Here is a 15,321-nt window from a genome sequence, read left to right as displayed (position 1 = left end):
TCATGGAATGGTTCGGGTAGGGCGCGCTTTGCGCGCTCAAGGCATCAAGGCACGGGCAGGCCGCTTTCGGCCTTCACCTCGCGCAGCGACATGGCCGACTCCACAGCGGTCACGCCCGGCAGGCCGCGCAGCTGGTCGCGCATGAAGGTGCCGTAATCGTCCAGATCGCGTGCGACGACCTGGAGGATGTAATCCGCCGTTCCGGACACGTTATGGCACGAAAGGATACGCTCGATCGCGCAGATTTCGCGCTCGAAGCGGTCCGCGAGCGCGCGTTCGTGCACGGCAAAGCGCACATAGACATAGGCCACCACGCCATAACCGAGCGCCCGGCGCGAGAGCACGGCCCGGTAGCGCTCGATATAGCCTTCCTGCTCCAGCCGTTTGAGGCGGCGTGCGCACGGCGTTTCGCTCAGGCCGACCTTCTCGGCGAGCCGCGCGTTCGAGATGCGAGCGTCCGTTTGCAGCGCGGCGAGGATCGCGCGGTCCAGTTTGTCGAGGTCGTTCATACGGCGTGAGAGGGTTTCCTTTGTCGGAAAGGAAATTTTAGGGCATTGCGCTAAAAATGGGAGGGTTGCAGACGAAAATCGCCAGAAATCGCTCCATGGTTGACGGCAACATAGAGCCTCTTTCACACGAGGTCATCATGATTTCCGCCCACCTGCTGCTCATGTTCGTTGTCGCCCTGGTTATCGTCAGCGCTTTGCCCGGCGCGGACATGGCGCTCGTGATGCAGACCAGCATGAGCCGCGGGACGAGAAGCGGTTTTGCGGCGGCGGCCGGCCTCGGCATCGCGCGGGCGACGCACGTCACGCTGTCGGCCTGCGGTCTCGCGGCGCTGCTGCACAATGCGCCGTGGCTCTACGAGGCGGTGCGCTACGTGGGCGCGCTCTATCTCACCTGGATTGCCGTGCAGATTTTCCGGGCGCCGGCCTTCGTGCTGCCGGAGGACGGCGGCACCGCCGTTGCGCACTCGCGCCGCGCGGACTTCGCCAAGGGCCTCCTCACGAATCTGCTCAACCCCAAGGCGCTGCTGTTCTGCTCCGTGCTGCTGCCGCAGTTCATCCAGCCGCAGATGGGTTCGGTGTGGCTGCAGGTGCTGCAACTGGGCGTGCTGCTCGTGATCGTATGCGGGCTCTTCGACACGCTTTATGTGCTGGGCGCCGCGCGCATCGCCGTGTGGCTGCGCAGGCATCCGCTTGCGCAGACCTTGCAGAAGTGGGCGTTCTCTTCGGTGCTGGTGGCGTTCGCCGTGCGTTTGTCGCTGGACTGAGGGCGATGCGCGGCGGCGCGATGCCGCCGCGCATAACGCGGAAGTTGCTTAGCCGTTCGACGGGCGGCCGAGGTAGTCGAGCTTGCCGAGCTCGACGCCGTTGTGGCGCAGGATGTCGTAAGCCGTGGTGATATGGAAGTAGAAGTTCGGCAGCACGAACGCGAGCAGATAGTTCACGCCGCTGAACTCGATCGGGCCGGTGCGCATCTTGAGCGTGATGCTGCGCTCTTCCGAGCCGTCGATCTGCTCGGGCTTGAACGTCTTCAGATAGTCGATGGTCTTCTGCACGCGCGCATGCAGTTCGTCGAACGTCACTTCGACATCTTCGAACTTCGGCGCTTCCACTGCCGCGAGACGTGCGGCGCATCCCTTGGCGGTATCCGTGGCGATATGGATCTGGCGCGTGAGCGGCAGCATGTCGGGGAAGAGCCGCGCGCCGGTGAACACGGACGGGTCGATCTGCTTTTCGGCGGCGTGCGCCTGGGCCTTGCCGATAATGGTTTGCAGATTGGCGAGGCCGCGGATCAGAACGGGCACCGAGGCCTGGTACATAGTGATGGACATGGGAATTCCTCGTTTCTTCGAATGAGCGAGCCGCGCCCGGACGGGCGCTGACTGGCGGCTCATTATGCGCTATCGGTCGGGCTGCCGCCATTGGCCGAATGGCCGATGCGGCGAGATCCTGCCTCGTCGCCATCAGGTGGCCTCACCCGGAATTTCCTGGCATTCCGAATCAAAATTCCCGTATGCCAATGAAAACTCGAGAAATATGTCGCGAGCGTGACAGGGGTGCGCACCAGGTTTTCCCTGTGAAAGAAACAAGCCGGCCGGATGGCCGGAAGCCATTAAAAGGGACGCCAAACGCCACGACGAATTTCGGATGTGTTTTAATAATCCGGCGTAGACCATCCATTTCGCATCGCATCCCGTGGTGCGCCTACCCATGAACGCAGAAAAGGCAGAAAGACGCCGCATCGCGCGTCGCATGGCAGCGGTTCTGGCTCGTCCCGCGCGTGCGCGGCGCATCGCCCCGCTCGTGCTCGCCGCGGCCGGCGCGCTGTATCACCTCAGTGCCGCCGCGCAGGATCCGCAGTTGCTCGATTCGCGCGTGACCCAGCAGTCGGTGAGCGAAACGATTTGCCGCCCGGGTTATGCCGACACCGTCGCGCCGCCGTTCGACCAGGCCATGGCACTGAAGGACCGGCTGCTCGCGCAGCGCGGCATCGACGCCGACGACGGCGTGGACTATGCGCTCGACCGGCGCGTGCCGATCGTGCTCGGCGGCTCGCCGGATGCGGCCGCGAACTACGATCTGCTCCCGTGGGGCGGGCACAGCGGCGAGCGTCGCAAGGCGCTTTTGACCGTGCGGCTCAAGCGCTGCGTGTGCGCGGGCCAGATGACGCTGGCCGAGGCTCAGGCCGCGATTGCCGGCGACTGGGTGCGCGAGTACGGCCGGCTGACCCGCATGGCCTGCGGCGCGAGCGCCGCGGCCGATCTCACGGCGGCGAGCGACGACGGTTCCTGACCGGCCGGTCGCGCGGGTATATCGATTGCGTACGTCGGCTCGAAGTCAATATGTCGCAGCGCAGCGGTCACGAATTAAGACTATGCTGAGACCAGTCAAAAAGAAGGAGAGGTGAAATGATCGCGTCCACCGTTTTGCTGCTCGCTGTCGCAGCGTTGCTCGGTCAGGTGGCGTGGACTCGCGCGCGTTCGCGTGCCAGCCTGCAACCGGTTCGCGTTCGCGCGAACCGCACGCGTTATCCGCGGTAATGACTAGTTAAGTCCGGTACTAATTTGCTAATTGCGGCAACGATCCCCGGTAGCCTGCCATGCACATCACCGTCTGGAATGTTCCCGAGACCTGCAGCGAGCAGGAAGTGTGCGATTTCTTCAAGCGCGAACTGGGACACTACGCGAAGGACGTGACCGTCTATGACGTCGGTACGCCCAACGCGCACGCCGATATCGAACTGCACGCCGACGTGCCCTATGTCGCCGAGGCCGTCGCCCGCGAGCTGCAAGGCCGCCACCTGGCCGGCGTGCCGCTCCAGGTCAGCGCCATGCCGTTCGACGGCGAGGCGCCTCAGTCGTAACTTCCCTGAGTTTCATCTTCACGCCGTCGTGCTGCGCCCGGTCGCCGGCACGTACGGCAGCGCGCGCTTGTGATGGGTGGCTTCGTAAAAGCGCAGGATCGTGGCGCGCGCCGCCGTGCTCACCGGCTTGCCTTCCAGAAAGTCGTCGATTTCCTCGTAGGTCACGCCGTAGGCGGCCTCGTCCGGGTGCTGCGGGCGCAGTGTCTCCAGATCGGCGGTCGGCGTCTTGTTGACGAGCCGCTCGGGCGCCCCTAAGGCAAGCGCCAGCGCGCGCACCCGGCGCTTGGTCAGTCCCGCGAGCGGGAGCACGTCCGCGCCGCCATCGCCGAATTTCGTGAAGAACCCCATCAGCGATTCCGCCGCGTGGTCCGTGCCGATCACGAGTCCCGATCGCGCGCCGGCCACCGCGTACTGCGCGATCATGCGCTGCCGCGCTTTCACGTTGCCGAGCACGAAGTCCTGGTGCGCCGCGTGATCGAAGGCGAGGCCGCCGGCTTGCAACGAGGCGAGCATCGCGTCGGCGGCGGGGCGGATGTCGACGGTGAGTGTCTCGTCCGCGCGCACGAAGGCGAGGGCCGCCTGGGCGTCGGCTTCGTCGTGCTGCACGCCGTAGGGCAGGCGCATTGCGATGAAGCGCGCCGCGTGGCCTTCGTTGCGCAATCGCTCCACGGCCCGTTGAGCGAGCCAGCCCGCCACCGAGGAATCGACGCCGCCGCTGATGCCGAGCACGAGCGCCCGCAAGCCGCTCGCGCGCAGGTGTGCGCACAGGAAATCGATGCGGCGCGCGATTTCGGCGTCGCTGTCGAAGTGAGGCGTCACGCCCAGCTCTGCGGCAATGGCGGGCTGGCGGGTGTCGGGGCGGGTCGTTTCCATCGCTTCTCCGTGGCATGGGCTCTGCGGGAGGTGCGCGGCGCAGACGGGTGCTCGGCGCATTGTCTGGTTTAATGGCGGAGCAATCGCGTGTCCGGGCCCTGTCTGGCACAGGACGGTCGCTTGCGCGGCCCGCGACTGTCTCGACCCTTCCCGACAAACAATGCACATGACCAGGTCGGACTTACGATGAACAACATCCATTCGCGTCGCTTTTCGTATCGATCGGGCGCGGGCGCGCAGACGGCCGTACGGGGCGGCACCTTGCATGGCTTCCATCATGGCATGGCGCGCCGGCCCTTGCTGCGCGCCGGCCGCGCGCTGTGTCTCGCCCTGTGCGCCGCGTGGGCGGCGAACCCCGCATCGGCCGCCGATGCCGTTCCGGCTTCGGCTGTACATGTGGCATCCGGGGCCGTGCATGCGACGGCGGCCTCGAGTCCGGCAGCTGCTTCGTCGGTTACGCATGCGTCAGCGGCTTCGGCCGTCTCCGGCAGTACGGCATCGGCTGCTGCAGCATCGGCCGCCTCGTCGGCAACGCCATCGGCCGCTTCGGCGGCATCCGCCGCCACGGGCGCATCGGAGCCCAAGGTGCTCGCGCTGCCCGAGCATCCCGCCCTCACGCCCGAGCAAGCCGCCGAGGAAACGCATAGCGCCCTCGAGATGCGCGCCGTCTTCGCGCGCGAGGTCACGCGCCGCCTGCACGTGCCGCCCGCGGATCAGCGCGCCTATGGCGAGCGCCTCCAGGCTGCGCTCGAAGCGGAAAACCTGGGCGAGCTGGCGGGCGAATACGTCATCCTCGTGGATCGCGATGCGAACGTTCAGGCGCTCTTCATCTACTTCCGCGCCCTGCCGCAGCAGCCCTGGCAGATGATCGGCGCGTCGCCGGTCGCGACCGGGCGGCCCGGCGAATTCGACCACTTCTTCACGCCGCTCGGCGTCTTCGAACACACGCCCGACAACATGGACTTCCGGGCGGAAGGCACGATGAACGAGAACGGCATACGCGGCTACGGCAAGCGCGACATGCGCATTTACGATCTGGGCTGGGTGAACGGCGAACGCGGCTGGGGCAAGGGCGGCTATTCGCAGATGCGCTTCCAGATGCACGCGACCGACCCCGACCGGCTCGAGCCGCTTCTTGGCATCCGCCATTCGAAAGGCTGCGTGCGGATTCCGGCCTCGCTGAATGCGTTCATCGACCACAACGGCATCATCGACGCCGAATACGAAGCGCTCGTCGCGTCCGGCAAGTCGCTTTGGGTGCTCAAGTCGGACCGGCAGGCTACGCCGTGGGCGGGACGCTTCATCGTCGTGATCGATTCGGAGCGCAAGACGCGCCCCGCCTGGTCGCCTGCGCCCGGCAGCAAGGCGCGCGCGAAGGTGCCGGCCGGCGGCGATCAGGCCGACTGACGGCGAGAGGGCTTGGCGGGCGTCCGCGGCGCCCCCGGCGCATGGGCCGCCGATGCGCGCCGCGCGAGCAGCACGCCGGCCAGCGCCACACCGAAGCCGGCGATCTGCACCGGGGCCAGCGTCTCGCCAAACAGCAGCCAGCTTTCGAGCGCCGCGAGCGGCGGCGCGAGAAAGAGCAGTACGGTGGCGCGTGCGGCGTCGCCGTGGCGGACCATCCACACCAACAGCGTCACACCCGCGCCGGACAGCATCACGATCCCCCACGCGAGCGATACCCAGAGCGTGGCCGCGGCGATCCAGCGCGTCTCGCCCAGCACCGCGGCGAGCAGCGCGGCCACGAGCGCCGCGCCCGCGTTCTGCACGGCGCTGGCCGAGCGGATATCGGCCTGGGCGAGCGAGGTCTTCTGATAAAGCGTGCCGGCCGTGATCGAGCCGACCGCCGCCACCGCAACGATCACCACCAGCAGCGGATTCGCGTGGCCCGGCGCGTGCGTGCCATGGAGCGCCGCCTGGAGCTTCGGCATGAGCACGAGCACGACACCGGCGAGACCGAGCGCCATCCCGGTCCAGCGGCGCGCGGAAAGCCGCTCGCCGAAGAGCCGCGCAGCGAACGCGGCGGTGAGAAGCGGCTGGAGCGCGCCGAGCAGCGCCATGACGCCAGCGCTCAGCCCTTGCGCGACGGCCCAATACCCTGCGCCCAGATAGATCCCTTGCAGCAACGCGCCCGCGAAAAGGTGCTTGCCGAACTCGCGTCCGCGCGGCCAGGGCGCGCGTGCGATCAGCGCGACGGCCGCGAACAGGAGCGCGGTACCGGCGAAGCGGGCGAGCAGGAACAGGTTGGGGGCGGCGTAGGGCGCGATGGCGCGTGCGACGACGAATCCCGTTGACCACAGGACGACGAAGAGGGCGGGGGCAAAAGTGGCAAGCATCGGTATGGGTTGCGGCTGGGCCTCGGGCACACGCCATTGACGTGGGATGAGAGGCCCGCAGTATCGCGCGCCGGCTGGGGCCGGTCTTGTTCAGGACTGCACTGAGGGGCGAACGCTCAGTGGCCGAGCCACATCGCCGTGGCGCCCAGCACCACGCCGCACACCCCGCAGGCAATCAACAGGGTGCGCGTGCGCCGGTGCTCGCGGCGCAGCGCCTCGACGAGGTTGCCGGCGTGACCGCCACCGTGTGGCGCGGCGGCGGCCCCGGCAGGATGGCCGTGCTGCACCCCGGCATGGCGTTGCAGGAAATGGAAGAGCAGTTGCGGTACGCGCGGCGCCACCTGGGCCAGATGAGGCAGCTCCTGCGAAAGCCGCCGGATCCAGCCGCGATGATCGAGGTCGCGCTGCGCGATGCCAGCCAGCGTGCGCTCGGCAATGCTCCAGGCGTCGACGCCGGGATGGATCGTACGCGCGAGCTCTTCCGCCTGGCCGAACGCGCGCTGCGCCGCCACGAGCCGCGGCGACACGTCGCCGCCGAACGGCTGCACCGCGTGCAGCAGCTGATGGAACAGCGCGCCTGCGCTGCGGGTATCGGCGTCGTCGGCGAAGTGCGCTTCGCTGCGCGTGCGCAGCTCGGCTTCGATCTGCTCGGTGCGCGCATGCCCTGGCACATTGCCGGCGGCGTGATGCAGCGCGGCAAGGCGCCCGTAGTCCTGCTGGAAGAGCGCCGTGGCGCCGTGCACGAAGAACTCGCGCTCGGGCGAGGAAAGGCTCGTCATCAGCGCCGAGGCGGCCAGCACGAGGCGCCCGTGCGTGTCCGGCTCCACGCTGACGGCCACGCGCCGCGCGTCGAGGGCAGCGTGGAAGAAGCCGTGCTCGAACGCCTGCTGCGTGACCACTTCGATCAGATGCGCGGCCACCCGCGTCACGTTGATGCGATGCTCGGCGAGCCCGACCAGATCGTTGGCGGGCACGGTGTCGATATGCTGGACCGCGAGCGTGTGCGGCGTGCACAGGTCCCAGATCACGTCGGGGACGACGATGCGCGGGTTGTCGGCGAGATGGTGGCCCGCCTGACTCAGATTGGCAGCCTGCGCGCGCAGATCGAAGCGGCGCTGCAGGTCCTCGCGCAGCGCCAGCGCGAGCTTGCGCAGTTGCAGCTTGCGCGCCGAGGGCGAGAAGCGCTCCACCCAGCGCGCGACGTTGCACAGGAGCGCGGCTTCGTCGTCCACGGCTTCGGTGTGGTCGGTGCGCAGCACGCGCAGCGTCACCATCTGGTGGCCGTTCACGGGCAGCGCGAGACGCGCGATGTGCGTCTGCTCGCACCAGCCGTGGTGGCAGGGCTCAGGGGCGATCCAGGAGAGCAGCGTCTTCGGCGGCTTGCCGAGCGCGGCGTGCAAGGCATGTTCGAGCGCATCGGGCGCGAGCGGCGTTTCGAGGCGCTCCAGCGCATCGATGGCGTCGTGCAGCGTCGTCGCGGCGAGTTCGGGCCGCTCGCCGAGCACCTGCGCGAATGCTGCGGCAACCGGCGCGAGCCGGGGCAGCGCGCCGTGCAGGCTCGATGCGAAGCGCTCGTCGTCGCGCAGGCGCGAGGCGAGCGTGAGGAGCCAGTGCAGCTTGTGGTGTTCGGGCGCCGCGAGCCAGAGCAGCCTGACGCCGTAACGCAGCGCACAAAAGAGGAGCCGGAGTTGTCGGAATGTTGAACGCATCGATGCAGCCGTCTACCAGATCCATGCCGCACGCGAGGCGCGGCACTGGCGAGAGTAGCAGGGATGCGGGTCGGCTGGCCACACCAATAACGATGGCCGCACGTAATACAATACGGCGGCCTTTCCGAATTCACCCGCGCCCGGCGCTCATCGAGATGCTCGCAGAACAACGTCATCAATACATCCTCTCGCAAGTGAACCGGAATGGCGCGCTCTCGGTGGCCGAGCTCGTGCGCGAGCTGCACGTGTCGCGCGAGACCATCCGGCGCGACCTCAATACGCTCGCCGCGCGCGGCCTGCTCATCACGACCCACGGCGGCGCGCTATCCGGCGACCGTCGCGAGCCCGACCTCGACACGCGCGAAGCCGCGAACGCGAGCGCGAAGCGCGCCATCGGCGAGCGGGCTGCCGAGTTCGTGCCCGACGGCGCCTCGGTCATTATCGATTCGGGCAGCACGACGCACGCCGTGGCGCGCGCGCTCACCGACCGCCACCGGCTGACCGTCTATACGAACGACTGGCGCATCGCGCTCCTGCTCGGGCGCCGCAACGAGAACCGCGTGACGCTGCTGGGCGGCGAGCTCTCCGACCAGGAGGAGGCCACCTTCGGCCTCGACACCGTGCAGCAGCTCGGCCAGTACCATGCCGACTACGCCTTCGTCGGCGCGGGCGGCATCAGCCTCGATGGCTGGCTGACCGACTACTCGCGTATGGTGGCCGAGGTGCGCAGCCGCATGCTGCTCGCCACGGGCTGCGCGATCGTCGTGGCCGACCATTCGAAGTTCGGGCGCGTGACGCCCGTGCGCATCAACGGCTTCGAGCGCGCGCGCTACGTCATCACCGAGCTCGCGCCCGAAAAGTCGGTGGCGCGCGCCATTGCGGCCCGCGGGCCGGAGCTGCTGGTCGCCTGACGCGGCGGTGCGGCCCGGACTTCGGCCCGGAGCCCGCCGCTGCGGCTTTCCGTTACGGTTTGCCGCGTGTTCTCGCGGTTCATGGCATTGCCACGCCACCTTCTCCATCTTCGTATAAAACTGTTTAGACGCGCTGTTTGTCTGCGCCCGGCGTTATGGTTTTTTTTGGCGAATTGTGGAATTTTCTGGTGTTTGCCACAATCGTCACGGCACTGTCACGGAAATCTGTGATTCTTCCGGTGCCCGTTCAGACGGGGCTGGCACGCCAGGCGGACCGCATCCCCGCGCCTCGTGCGAGCCCTCGTTTTTAGGCCGCAACCGGAGGATTGCAGACAATCTGCAATCCGTGGCCGGCACCGGATGGGCAAAGCAGGCGGCATGGTCAGCCGCCGACGTTCGATCACACATGCATCGGGTATCCCCGAGCAACCTGGTTTTTGCCTTCGGAGAGTGACATGAACCACACGAATTCCCATCGCGCGGGTTTCGCACGCAAGCTGCTGCCGATGCTGGCCGCCGCGATGATGCTGGAAGGCTTTGCGCTGAGCGCCCACGCTGCCGACGCAGTCGTGCTCTATACCGCTGACGGCCTCGAAAATCTCTACCGCGACGTGCTGCCGGCCTTCGAGAAGAAGGAAGGCGTCAAGGTGAACATCGTGACGGCGGGCAGTGGCGAAGTGGTGAACCGCGCCAACGTCGAGAAGGATTCGCCGAAGGCCGACGTCCTCGTGACGCTGCCGCCGTTCATCCAGCAAGCCCAGCAAAGCGGCCTGCTGCAGCCGTACCAGAGCGTGAACTACAAGAACGTGCCGGGGATCGCCAAGGCGGCCGACGGCTCGTGGGCCACGTTCGTGAACAACTACTTCTCGTTCGCGATCAACCCGGACGTCGTGAAGACCCAGCCGAAGACGTTCGCTGACCTTCTGCAGCCGGATTACGCGGGCAAGGTCGCGTACTCGAATCCGGCCACGGCGGGCGACGGCATGGCCGTGATCATCCTCACGACCTCGCTGATGGGCGAAGACAAGGCGTTCGACTACCTGAAGAAGCTCGAGCAGAGCGCCAAGTTCCACACGAAGGGCACGGGCTACCTCGACGTGCTGCTCTCGCGCAACGAAATCGCGGTGGCCAACGGCGACCTGCAGATGGATCTCGACGACGCAGCCAACGGCGGCCTCTCGCTCAAGCCGATCTTCCTCGCAGCCGATGCCGGCGGCCATCCCACCACGTTCCAGCTGCCGTACGCGATCGGCCTGATCAAGAACGGCCCGAACCAGGCGGAAGGCAAGAAGCTGGTCGACTACCTGATGTCGAAGGAGGTGCAGTCGAAGGTGCCGGATATCTTCGGCATCCCGGCCCGCACGGACGTGGCGCTCACGGGCAAGAACGGCGAAGCGGTCAAGCAGGCGATCGCCGGCGTGAAGCTGATTCCGGTGGACTGGAACCAGGTGATGGCGAAGAAGGCCGACTGGACGACGCGCTGGAAGAACGACGTGATCGGCGCATCGGGCAAGGAAACCGAAGTCGTCAAGCCGCAATAAGCGTTTGAGTTTTGCCTGGTACAGGACCGGGGCAAGGGCTGAAGCGCTTGTTCCGGTCGACAGTTTTGCATAGGACCCGGGGCGGCGCTGAAGCGCTAACCCGGGTCGACAGGAGATGAACCCGGTGAATACCGCAAGCCTCTCGCCGGCCGGCATGGCCCGCGCCCTGCCGGATGTGTCCGGCATCACGGGCGCCACGGAAACCGCGGGCGCCGCGGGTGTGCAGATCGACCATCTGAGCGTCCGTTTCGGCACCCGCACCGTCCTCGACGATCTGTCGCTCACGATCCGCCGCGGCGAACTGCTGACCGTGCTCGGTCGCAGCGGCTGTGGCAAGACCACGCTGCTGCGTTTCATCGCCGGGTTCATCGAAGCCGATGGACTCGCCGGTTCGCTCCACGTAGCGGGCCGCGACCTGACCCACGTGCCGCCGCACCGGCGTAACCTGGGTCTCCTCTTTCAGAGCTACGCGCTGTTCCCGCACCTCTCGGTGTTCGAGAACGTCGCGTTCGGGCTCAAGGCGCGCGGTGTGCCGTCGCGCGATATCGCGCGGCGCGTGGCCGACGCGCTCAAGCTCGTGCAGCTCGGCGACGCGGGCCACGTCATGCCCGCTCAGCTCTCGGGCGGCATGCAGCAGCGCGTGGCGCTCGCGCGCGCGCTCGTGATCGAGCCGGACGTGCTGCTGCTCGACGAGCCGCTCTCGGCGCTCGACGCCAATCTGCGCGCTTCGGTGCGCTCCGAGCTCAAGGCGCTGCACGAGCGCCTGCCCGATCTCACGATCGTCTGCGTGACGCACGATCAGGACGACGCGCTGGTGCTCTCCGACCGCACGCTGCTCATGCGCGACGGCCACATCGCCCAGCTCGGCACGCCGCAGGAACTCTACGACGCGCCGAACGACGCCTATGTCGCGCGCTATCTGGGCGCGGCGAACCTGCTGCCGCCGAACGTTGTGTTCCCGGTGGGCGACGCGCGCCACGACGTGCGCGACAAGCTCGCCTGCCTGCGCCCGGAAAGTCTGCGCATCGTGCCGCTCGGCGAGGGCGCGCTGCACGGCACGATCGAATCGGTCGAATGGTACGGCTCGGTGCTCTCCGTGTCGGTCGTGCTCGACGCGATGCCGAACGAACCGGTGCTCGTCACCCTGCAACGCGGCCACGGCATGACGCCGGAAAAAGGCATGCGCGTGTCCCTGCGTTACGAGGCGGAAGATGTCGTCCTTATCCACCCCTGATTCCGCGCTCCCGCTGGCGGGCGCCGACGCGCACGCGGCCGCCGTGCGCCGTCGCGAGCGCCGCGCGCAGTGGCACATCGCCTTCCTGCTCGTGTTCGTGCTCGGGCCGATCGTCGTTTATCCGCTGGTGCGCCTCTTGCTGCTGAGCCTGACCGGCGCGCACGGCCTGAGCTTCGGCGCCTACACGACGTTCTTCGGCAATCCCGACTCGCGCGGCGTGATCGGCACGACGCTGTGGATCCTGTGCGTGAGCGCGGGTCTTGCTTCCGTGCTCGGCGTGGCGCTGGCCGCGATCCTGTTTTTCAAGCCGTTCCCGGGCGCGCGGCTCGTCACGCGCTTTCTCGAACTGTTCGTGGCGTTCCCGTCGTTTCTCGTCGCGTTCACGCTGATCTTCCTGTACGGCTCGCAGGGCTCGGTGAGCATCGCGCTGCAACGGCTCTTCCACCTGCAGGCGCCGCCGCTCGACTTTCTGTTCGGCATGGGCGGCGTGATTCTCGCGGAAGTGGTGTTCTACGCGCCGTTCGTCGTGCGCCCGACGCTTGCCGCGTTCGCGCTCCTCGACATGCGCCTGATCGAAGCCGCCCGCAGCCTCGGCGCGAATACGTGGATGGTCGCCGCCCGCGTGATCCTGCCGCTCGCGTGGCCCGGTATCGCAGCCGGCACGATCCTGTGTTTCCTGCTGACGTTCAACGAGTTCGGCATTCTGCTCGTGCTCGGCAGCGCACACCTCGTTACGCTGCCCGTGGCGATCTACAGCTCGGCAACCGTCGATCTCGACTTGCCGACCGCCGCCGCCGGCGCCGTCGTGATGCTCGCGATGTCGCTTTCGCTCTATGCGTTGTACCGGCGCGTGAACCGCCGCACTCAAGGAGGCGCTCGCAATGGCCGCTAATCCCGATCGCATCGCGCTGCCGCCGCTGCACCCGCGCGCGCGCCCGGTCGAGCGCAGTCTCGCCGCGCGTATCGCGAGCGGCGTGCTGCTCGGTCTCGCCGCACTGGTCTGTTTCTGGCTGTTCGTGCTGCCCGTGATCGTCGTGGCGCTGTCGAGCGTCGCGTCGCACTGGTCCGGCACGATCCTGCCCGACGGCTACAGCATGCGCTGGTTCGAACGCCTCGGTTCGAGCGACTTCGACGCGCTCGTCACGAGCTTCGAAATCGGCTTCGGCGTGGCGGTGCTCGGCACGGCGCTCGGCCTGTGGCTCGCGCTCGCACTCGAAGGGCGCGACCGTCGCGGCCTCGGTGCCGTGGTCGACACGCTCGCAATGGTGCCCAATGGCGTGCCGAGCGTCGTGCTCGGTCTCGCGGTGCTGATCGCCTATCACAAGGCGCCGCTCGATCTGTCCGGCTCGGCTGCGATCGTCGTGCTGGTGCAGCTCGCGCTGGTGCTGCCGTTCTGCTACCGCTGCGCGTCGGCCGCGCTGCGGCCCGAGCTGACCGTCCTGCGCGAAGCGGCGGCGAGCCTCGGTGCGCCGCCCTCGATGGTGCTGCGCCGCGTGGTGCTGCCCCAGCTCGTGCCGGCTATCCGTGCGAGTCTGGCGCTGGGCTTTGCGCTTTCGCTCGGCGAACTGGGCGCGACGCTCACGGTGTACCCGCCGGGCTTCGCCACGGTGCCGATCGTCGTGGTGGGCGCCGTCGAGCGCGGCTATTACCTGCCGGCGTCGGCGCTCTCGCTGATCCTCCTCGTCGTCTCGCTGTTCGCGCTGCTGCTGATCGCGGCCCAGGCGCCCAAGCGTCGTGTCGACTGAAGCCAGGGTGCGCGTGCCGGCCGCTTTGGGCGGCCGGCACGTCGCCGAAGACGCGCACGGCACGACGGCGAGCGGCCACGAAGCCGTTACGCCGATCGCGCTCGTGCGCCAGCATTCGCTGACCGGACTGGTGCGCGACGAGATCGAGCGACGCATCGCGGCGGGTTTGCTTGCGCCGGGCGACAAGCTGAACGAAGCGGACTGGGCCGCGCGCCTGCAGGTCTCGCGGGGGCCGGTGCGCGAGGCGTTCCGGGCTCTGGAGCAGGCGGGGCTCGTGCGCAACGAAAAGCATCGCGGCGTGTTCGTGCGCAGCGTCTCGGGCGCCGAGGCGGCAGAGCTGGGCGTGCTGCGCGCAGTGCTCGAAGAGGCGGCGTGCCGGATGCTGGCGGTGCAGATCGATGCCGCCCAGGTGGCGGTGCTGCGCGAGAAGCTGGATGCGATGCGCGACGCGCTGGCCGCGGCAGATCGCGACGGCTGCGCACAGGCGCGCGAAGCGTTTCGCGACGCGCTGATGGCGGCTGCGGGCAACGGCAAGCTGCACGAGGCCTGGCGGCGCTGCGTGAGCGAACTGCGTCTCGCAGGGGCGGGGCAGCCCGAACTGGATGCGATGGACGTATCGTATGGAGCGTGCCGCGCGATTCTCAATGCGCTGGCCTCGCGCGACGCCGACGAGGCGGCCGCGCTGATGCGCGAGCACGGAATCTGACGCAGCGTGTGTGCTGCGATGGTTGGGGCAGGAAGCGGAGGCGCGCGTGCTTCGCTTTGAAATAAGGAGCAGGAAGGGATGGCACTGAGTCTGGCGGATATCAAGGGGCTGTTCGACAGCTTCGGCGCGGTTGCGTACAGCGGCGAGCCCGTGACGCAACTGGAGCATGCGCTGCAAAGCGGCGCATTGGCGGAAGAAGAGGGCGCGAGCGAGGAACTGGTGGCGGCGGCATTCCTCCACGACCTGGGGCACCTGCTGAATCGTCAGGGCGAGACACCGACCGCGCGCGGTATCGACGACCTCCACCAGTACTACGCGCTGCCGTTCCTGCGCCCGGTGCTGCCGGACAGCGTGCTGGAGCCGATCAAGCTCCATGTGGATGCGAAACGCTACCTGTGCGCGACCGACGAAGCCTATTTCGGGCGCCTCTCTGCGGATTCGGTCCGCAGTCTTGAACTTCAGGGCGGCATCTTCGACGACGAACAGGCCCGCGAGTTTGCGCAGCGCCCGTTCGCCGAGGACGCGGTGCGCCTGCGCCGCTGGGACGATCTCGCGAAAGTGGAAGGCAAGCCGACGCCTGACCTCAATCACTACCTGCATATTGTCGAGCGCGTGATGCTGCGTCACGGCTGAACGTGGATTTACGTCGATCCGGCTTGCCGGATCGACGCCTCTCCTGGGCTCCGTTCGGCGCCTGATCCGCCTTTGTCAAAAAAACCGCTTGCAGGAATGGGAACGGGTCTCTAGAATGCCGGTCTTTCGCGCTTTCCTTGAGAGCGCGGGGAGACGGGAAGCCCCCCGGGAAACCTTGTGGGGCTTGAGTCTGCGGGGAAGTGGAAGTCAGGCGGCAGGTTGAACGAAGTAAAAAAACCTGTTGACAGATCGCCCGGTAGTCTT

The 15,321-nt window shown here is 67.6% G+C and carries 16 protein-coding genes; 11 read left to right on the top strand and 5 right to left on the bottom strand.

The features are described from left to right. Positions 1-44 precede the first annotated feature (44 nt). A complete protein-coding gene (locus U5760_RS30495; protein ID WP_322016027.1) occupies positions 45-509 on the bottom strand; it encodes an Lrp/AsnC family transcriptional regulator in 465 nt (154 codons plus the stop codon). A gap of 137 nt (positions 510-646) precedes the next feature. Between U5760_RS30495 and U5760_RS30490 the strand changes: the two genes are divergently transcribed. Continuing rightward, positions 647-1,273, top strand: a complete 627-nt coding sequence (locus U5760_RS30490; RefSeq protein WP_322016026.1) for a LysE family translocator — start codon at positions 647-649, stop codon at positions 1,271-1,273. A gap of 48 nt (positions 1,274-1,321) precedes the next feature. Here the strand turns inward: U5760_RS30490 and U5760_RS30485 are convergent, their stop codons facing one another. Further along, positions 1,322-1,837 carry a DUF1993 domain-containing protein gene (locus U5760_RS30485; RefSeq protein WP_322016025.1) on the bottom strand — a complete coding sequence of 172 codons (516 nt, stop codon included), beginning with the start codon at positions 1,835-1,837 and terminating at the stop codon, positions 1,322-1,324. 421 nt (positions 1,838-2,258) lie between these two features. Here U5760_RS30485 and U5760_RS30480 point away from each other — a divergent pair, with 421 nt between their 5' ends. Both U5760_RS30480 and U5760_RS30475 read left to right on the top strand, forming a co-directional pair. Beyond that, on the top strand, positions 2,259-2,798 hold the full coding sequence (locus U5760_RS30480) for a hypothetical protein (protein ID WP_322016023.1): 540 nt from the start codon (positions 2,259-2,261) through the stop codon (positions 2,796-2,798). Positions 2,799-3,105: 307 nt separating this feature from the next. Beyond that, positions 3,106-3,369, top strand: a complete 264-nt coding sequence (locus U5760_RS30475) for an RNA-binding protein (protein WP_322016022.1) — start codon at positions 3,106-3,108, stop codon at positions 3,367-3,369. A gap of 18 nt (positions 3,370-3,387) precedes the next feature. On the opposite strand, the gene nadE is transcribed toward U5760_RS30475, so the two are convergent. Further along, a complete protein-coding gene (nadE, locus tag U5760_RS30470; RefSeq protein WP_322016021.1) occupies positions 3,388-4,242 on the bottom strand; it encodes an ammonia-dependent NAD(+) synthetase in 855 nt (284 codons plus the stop codon). Positions 4,243-4,524: 282 nt separating this feature from the next. Here nadE and U5760_RS30465 point away from each other — a divergent pair, with 282 nt between their 5' ends. Next, a complete protein-coding gene (locus U5760_RS30465; protein WP_322016047.1) occupies positions 4,525-5,649 on the top strand; it encodes a L,D-transpeptidase in 1,125 nt (374 codons plus the stop codon). On the opposite strand, the gene U5760_RS30460 is transcribed toward U5760_RS30465, so the two are convergent. Both U5760_RS30460 and U5760_RS30455 read right to left on the bottom strand, forming a co-directional pair. Further along, the gene (locus tag U5760_RS30460; protein ID WP_322016020.1) at positions 5,637-6,578 is read right to left on the bottom strand and encodes a DMT family transporter; all 942 of its coding nucleotides are present in this window, start codon (positions 6,576-6,578) and stop codon (positions 5,637-5,639) included. The genes U5760_RS30465 and U5760_RS30460 overlap by 13 nt on opposite strands. Positions 6,579-6,694: 116 nt before the next feature. Next, entirely contained in the window at positions 6,695-8,287 is a 1,593-nt protein-coding gene (locus U5760_RS30455; RefSeq protein ID WP_322016019.1) for an ABC1 kinase family protein, read from the bottom strand. 155 nt (positions 8,288-8,442) lie between these two features. Between U5760_RS30455 and U5760_RS30450 the strand changes: the two genes are divergently transcribed. The 7 genes from U5760_RS30450 to U5760_RS30420 all read left to right on the top strand — a co-directional run bounded on the left by U5760_RS30450 (position 8,443) and on the right by U5760_RS30420 (position 15,057). Next, a complete protein-coding gene (locus U5760_RS30450) occupies positions 8,443-9,198 on the top strand; it encodes a DeoR/GlpR family DNA-binding transcription regulator (RefSeq protein ID WP_322016018.1) in 756 nt (251 codons plus the stop codon). A gap of 455 nt (positions 9,199-9,653) precedes the next feature. Continuing rightward, positions 9,654-10,739, top strand: coding sequence for a 2-aminoethylphosphonate ABC transporter substrate-binding protein (gene phnS / locus U5760_RS30445; protein WP_322016017.1), 1,086 nt, complete (start codon positions 9,654-9,656; stop codon positions 10,737-10,739). 124 nt (positions 10,740-10,863) lie between these two features. Then, positions 10,864-11,973: a 2-aminoethylphosphonate ABC transport system ATP-binding subunit PhnT gene (gene phnT / locus U5760_RS30440; protein WP_415914208.1), complete on the top strand. Its 1,110-nt coding sequence runs from the start codon at positions 10,864-10,866 to the stop codon at positions 11,971-11,973. Further along, positions 11,951-12,865 carry a 2-aminoethylphosphonate ABC transporter permease subunit gene (locus tag U5760_RS30435; protein ID WP_322016015.1) on the top strand — a complete coding sequence of 305 codons (915 nt, stop codon included), beginning with the start codon at positions 11,951-11,953 and terminating at the stop codon, positions 12,863-12,865. Before phnT ends, U5760_RS30435 begins: the two co-directional genes overlap by 23 nt. Then, the gene (gene phnV / locus U5760_RS30430; RefSeq protein ID WP_322016014.1) at positions 12,855-13,718 is read left to right on the top strand and encodes a 2-aminoethylphosphonate ABC transport system, membrane component PhnV; all 864 of its coding nucleotides are present in this window, start codon (positions 12,855-12,857) and stop codon (positions 13,716-13,718) included. Before U5760_RS30435 ends, phnV begins: the two co-directional genes overlap by 11 nt. Positions 13,719-13,812: 94 nt before the next feature. After that, positions 13,813-14,424 carry a GntR family transcriptional regulator gene (locus tag U5760_RS30425; RefSeq protein WP_322016046.1) on the top strand — a complete coding sequence of 204 codons (612 nt, stop codon included), beginning with the start codon at positions 13,813-13,815 and terminating at the stop codon, positions 14,422-14,424. Between the two features lie 78 nt (positions 14,425-14,502). Next, positions 14,503-15,057, top strand: a complete 555-nt coding sequence (locus tag U5760_RS30420; protein ID WP_322016013.1) for a phosphonate degradation HD-domain oxygenase — start codon at positions 14,503-14,505, stop codon at positions 15,055-15,057. The last annotated feature ends 264 nt before the right edge of the window (positions 15,058-15,321 follow it).

Source organism: Paraburkholderia sp. J12, assembly GCF_905220215.1.
Classification (GTDB): domain Bacteria; phylum Pseudomonadota; class Gammaproteobacteria; order Burkholderiales; family Burkholderiaceae; genus Paraburkholderia.
This window is presented reverse-complemented; position numbering and strand designations above follow the sequence as displayed.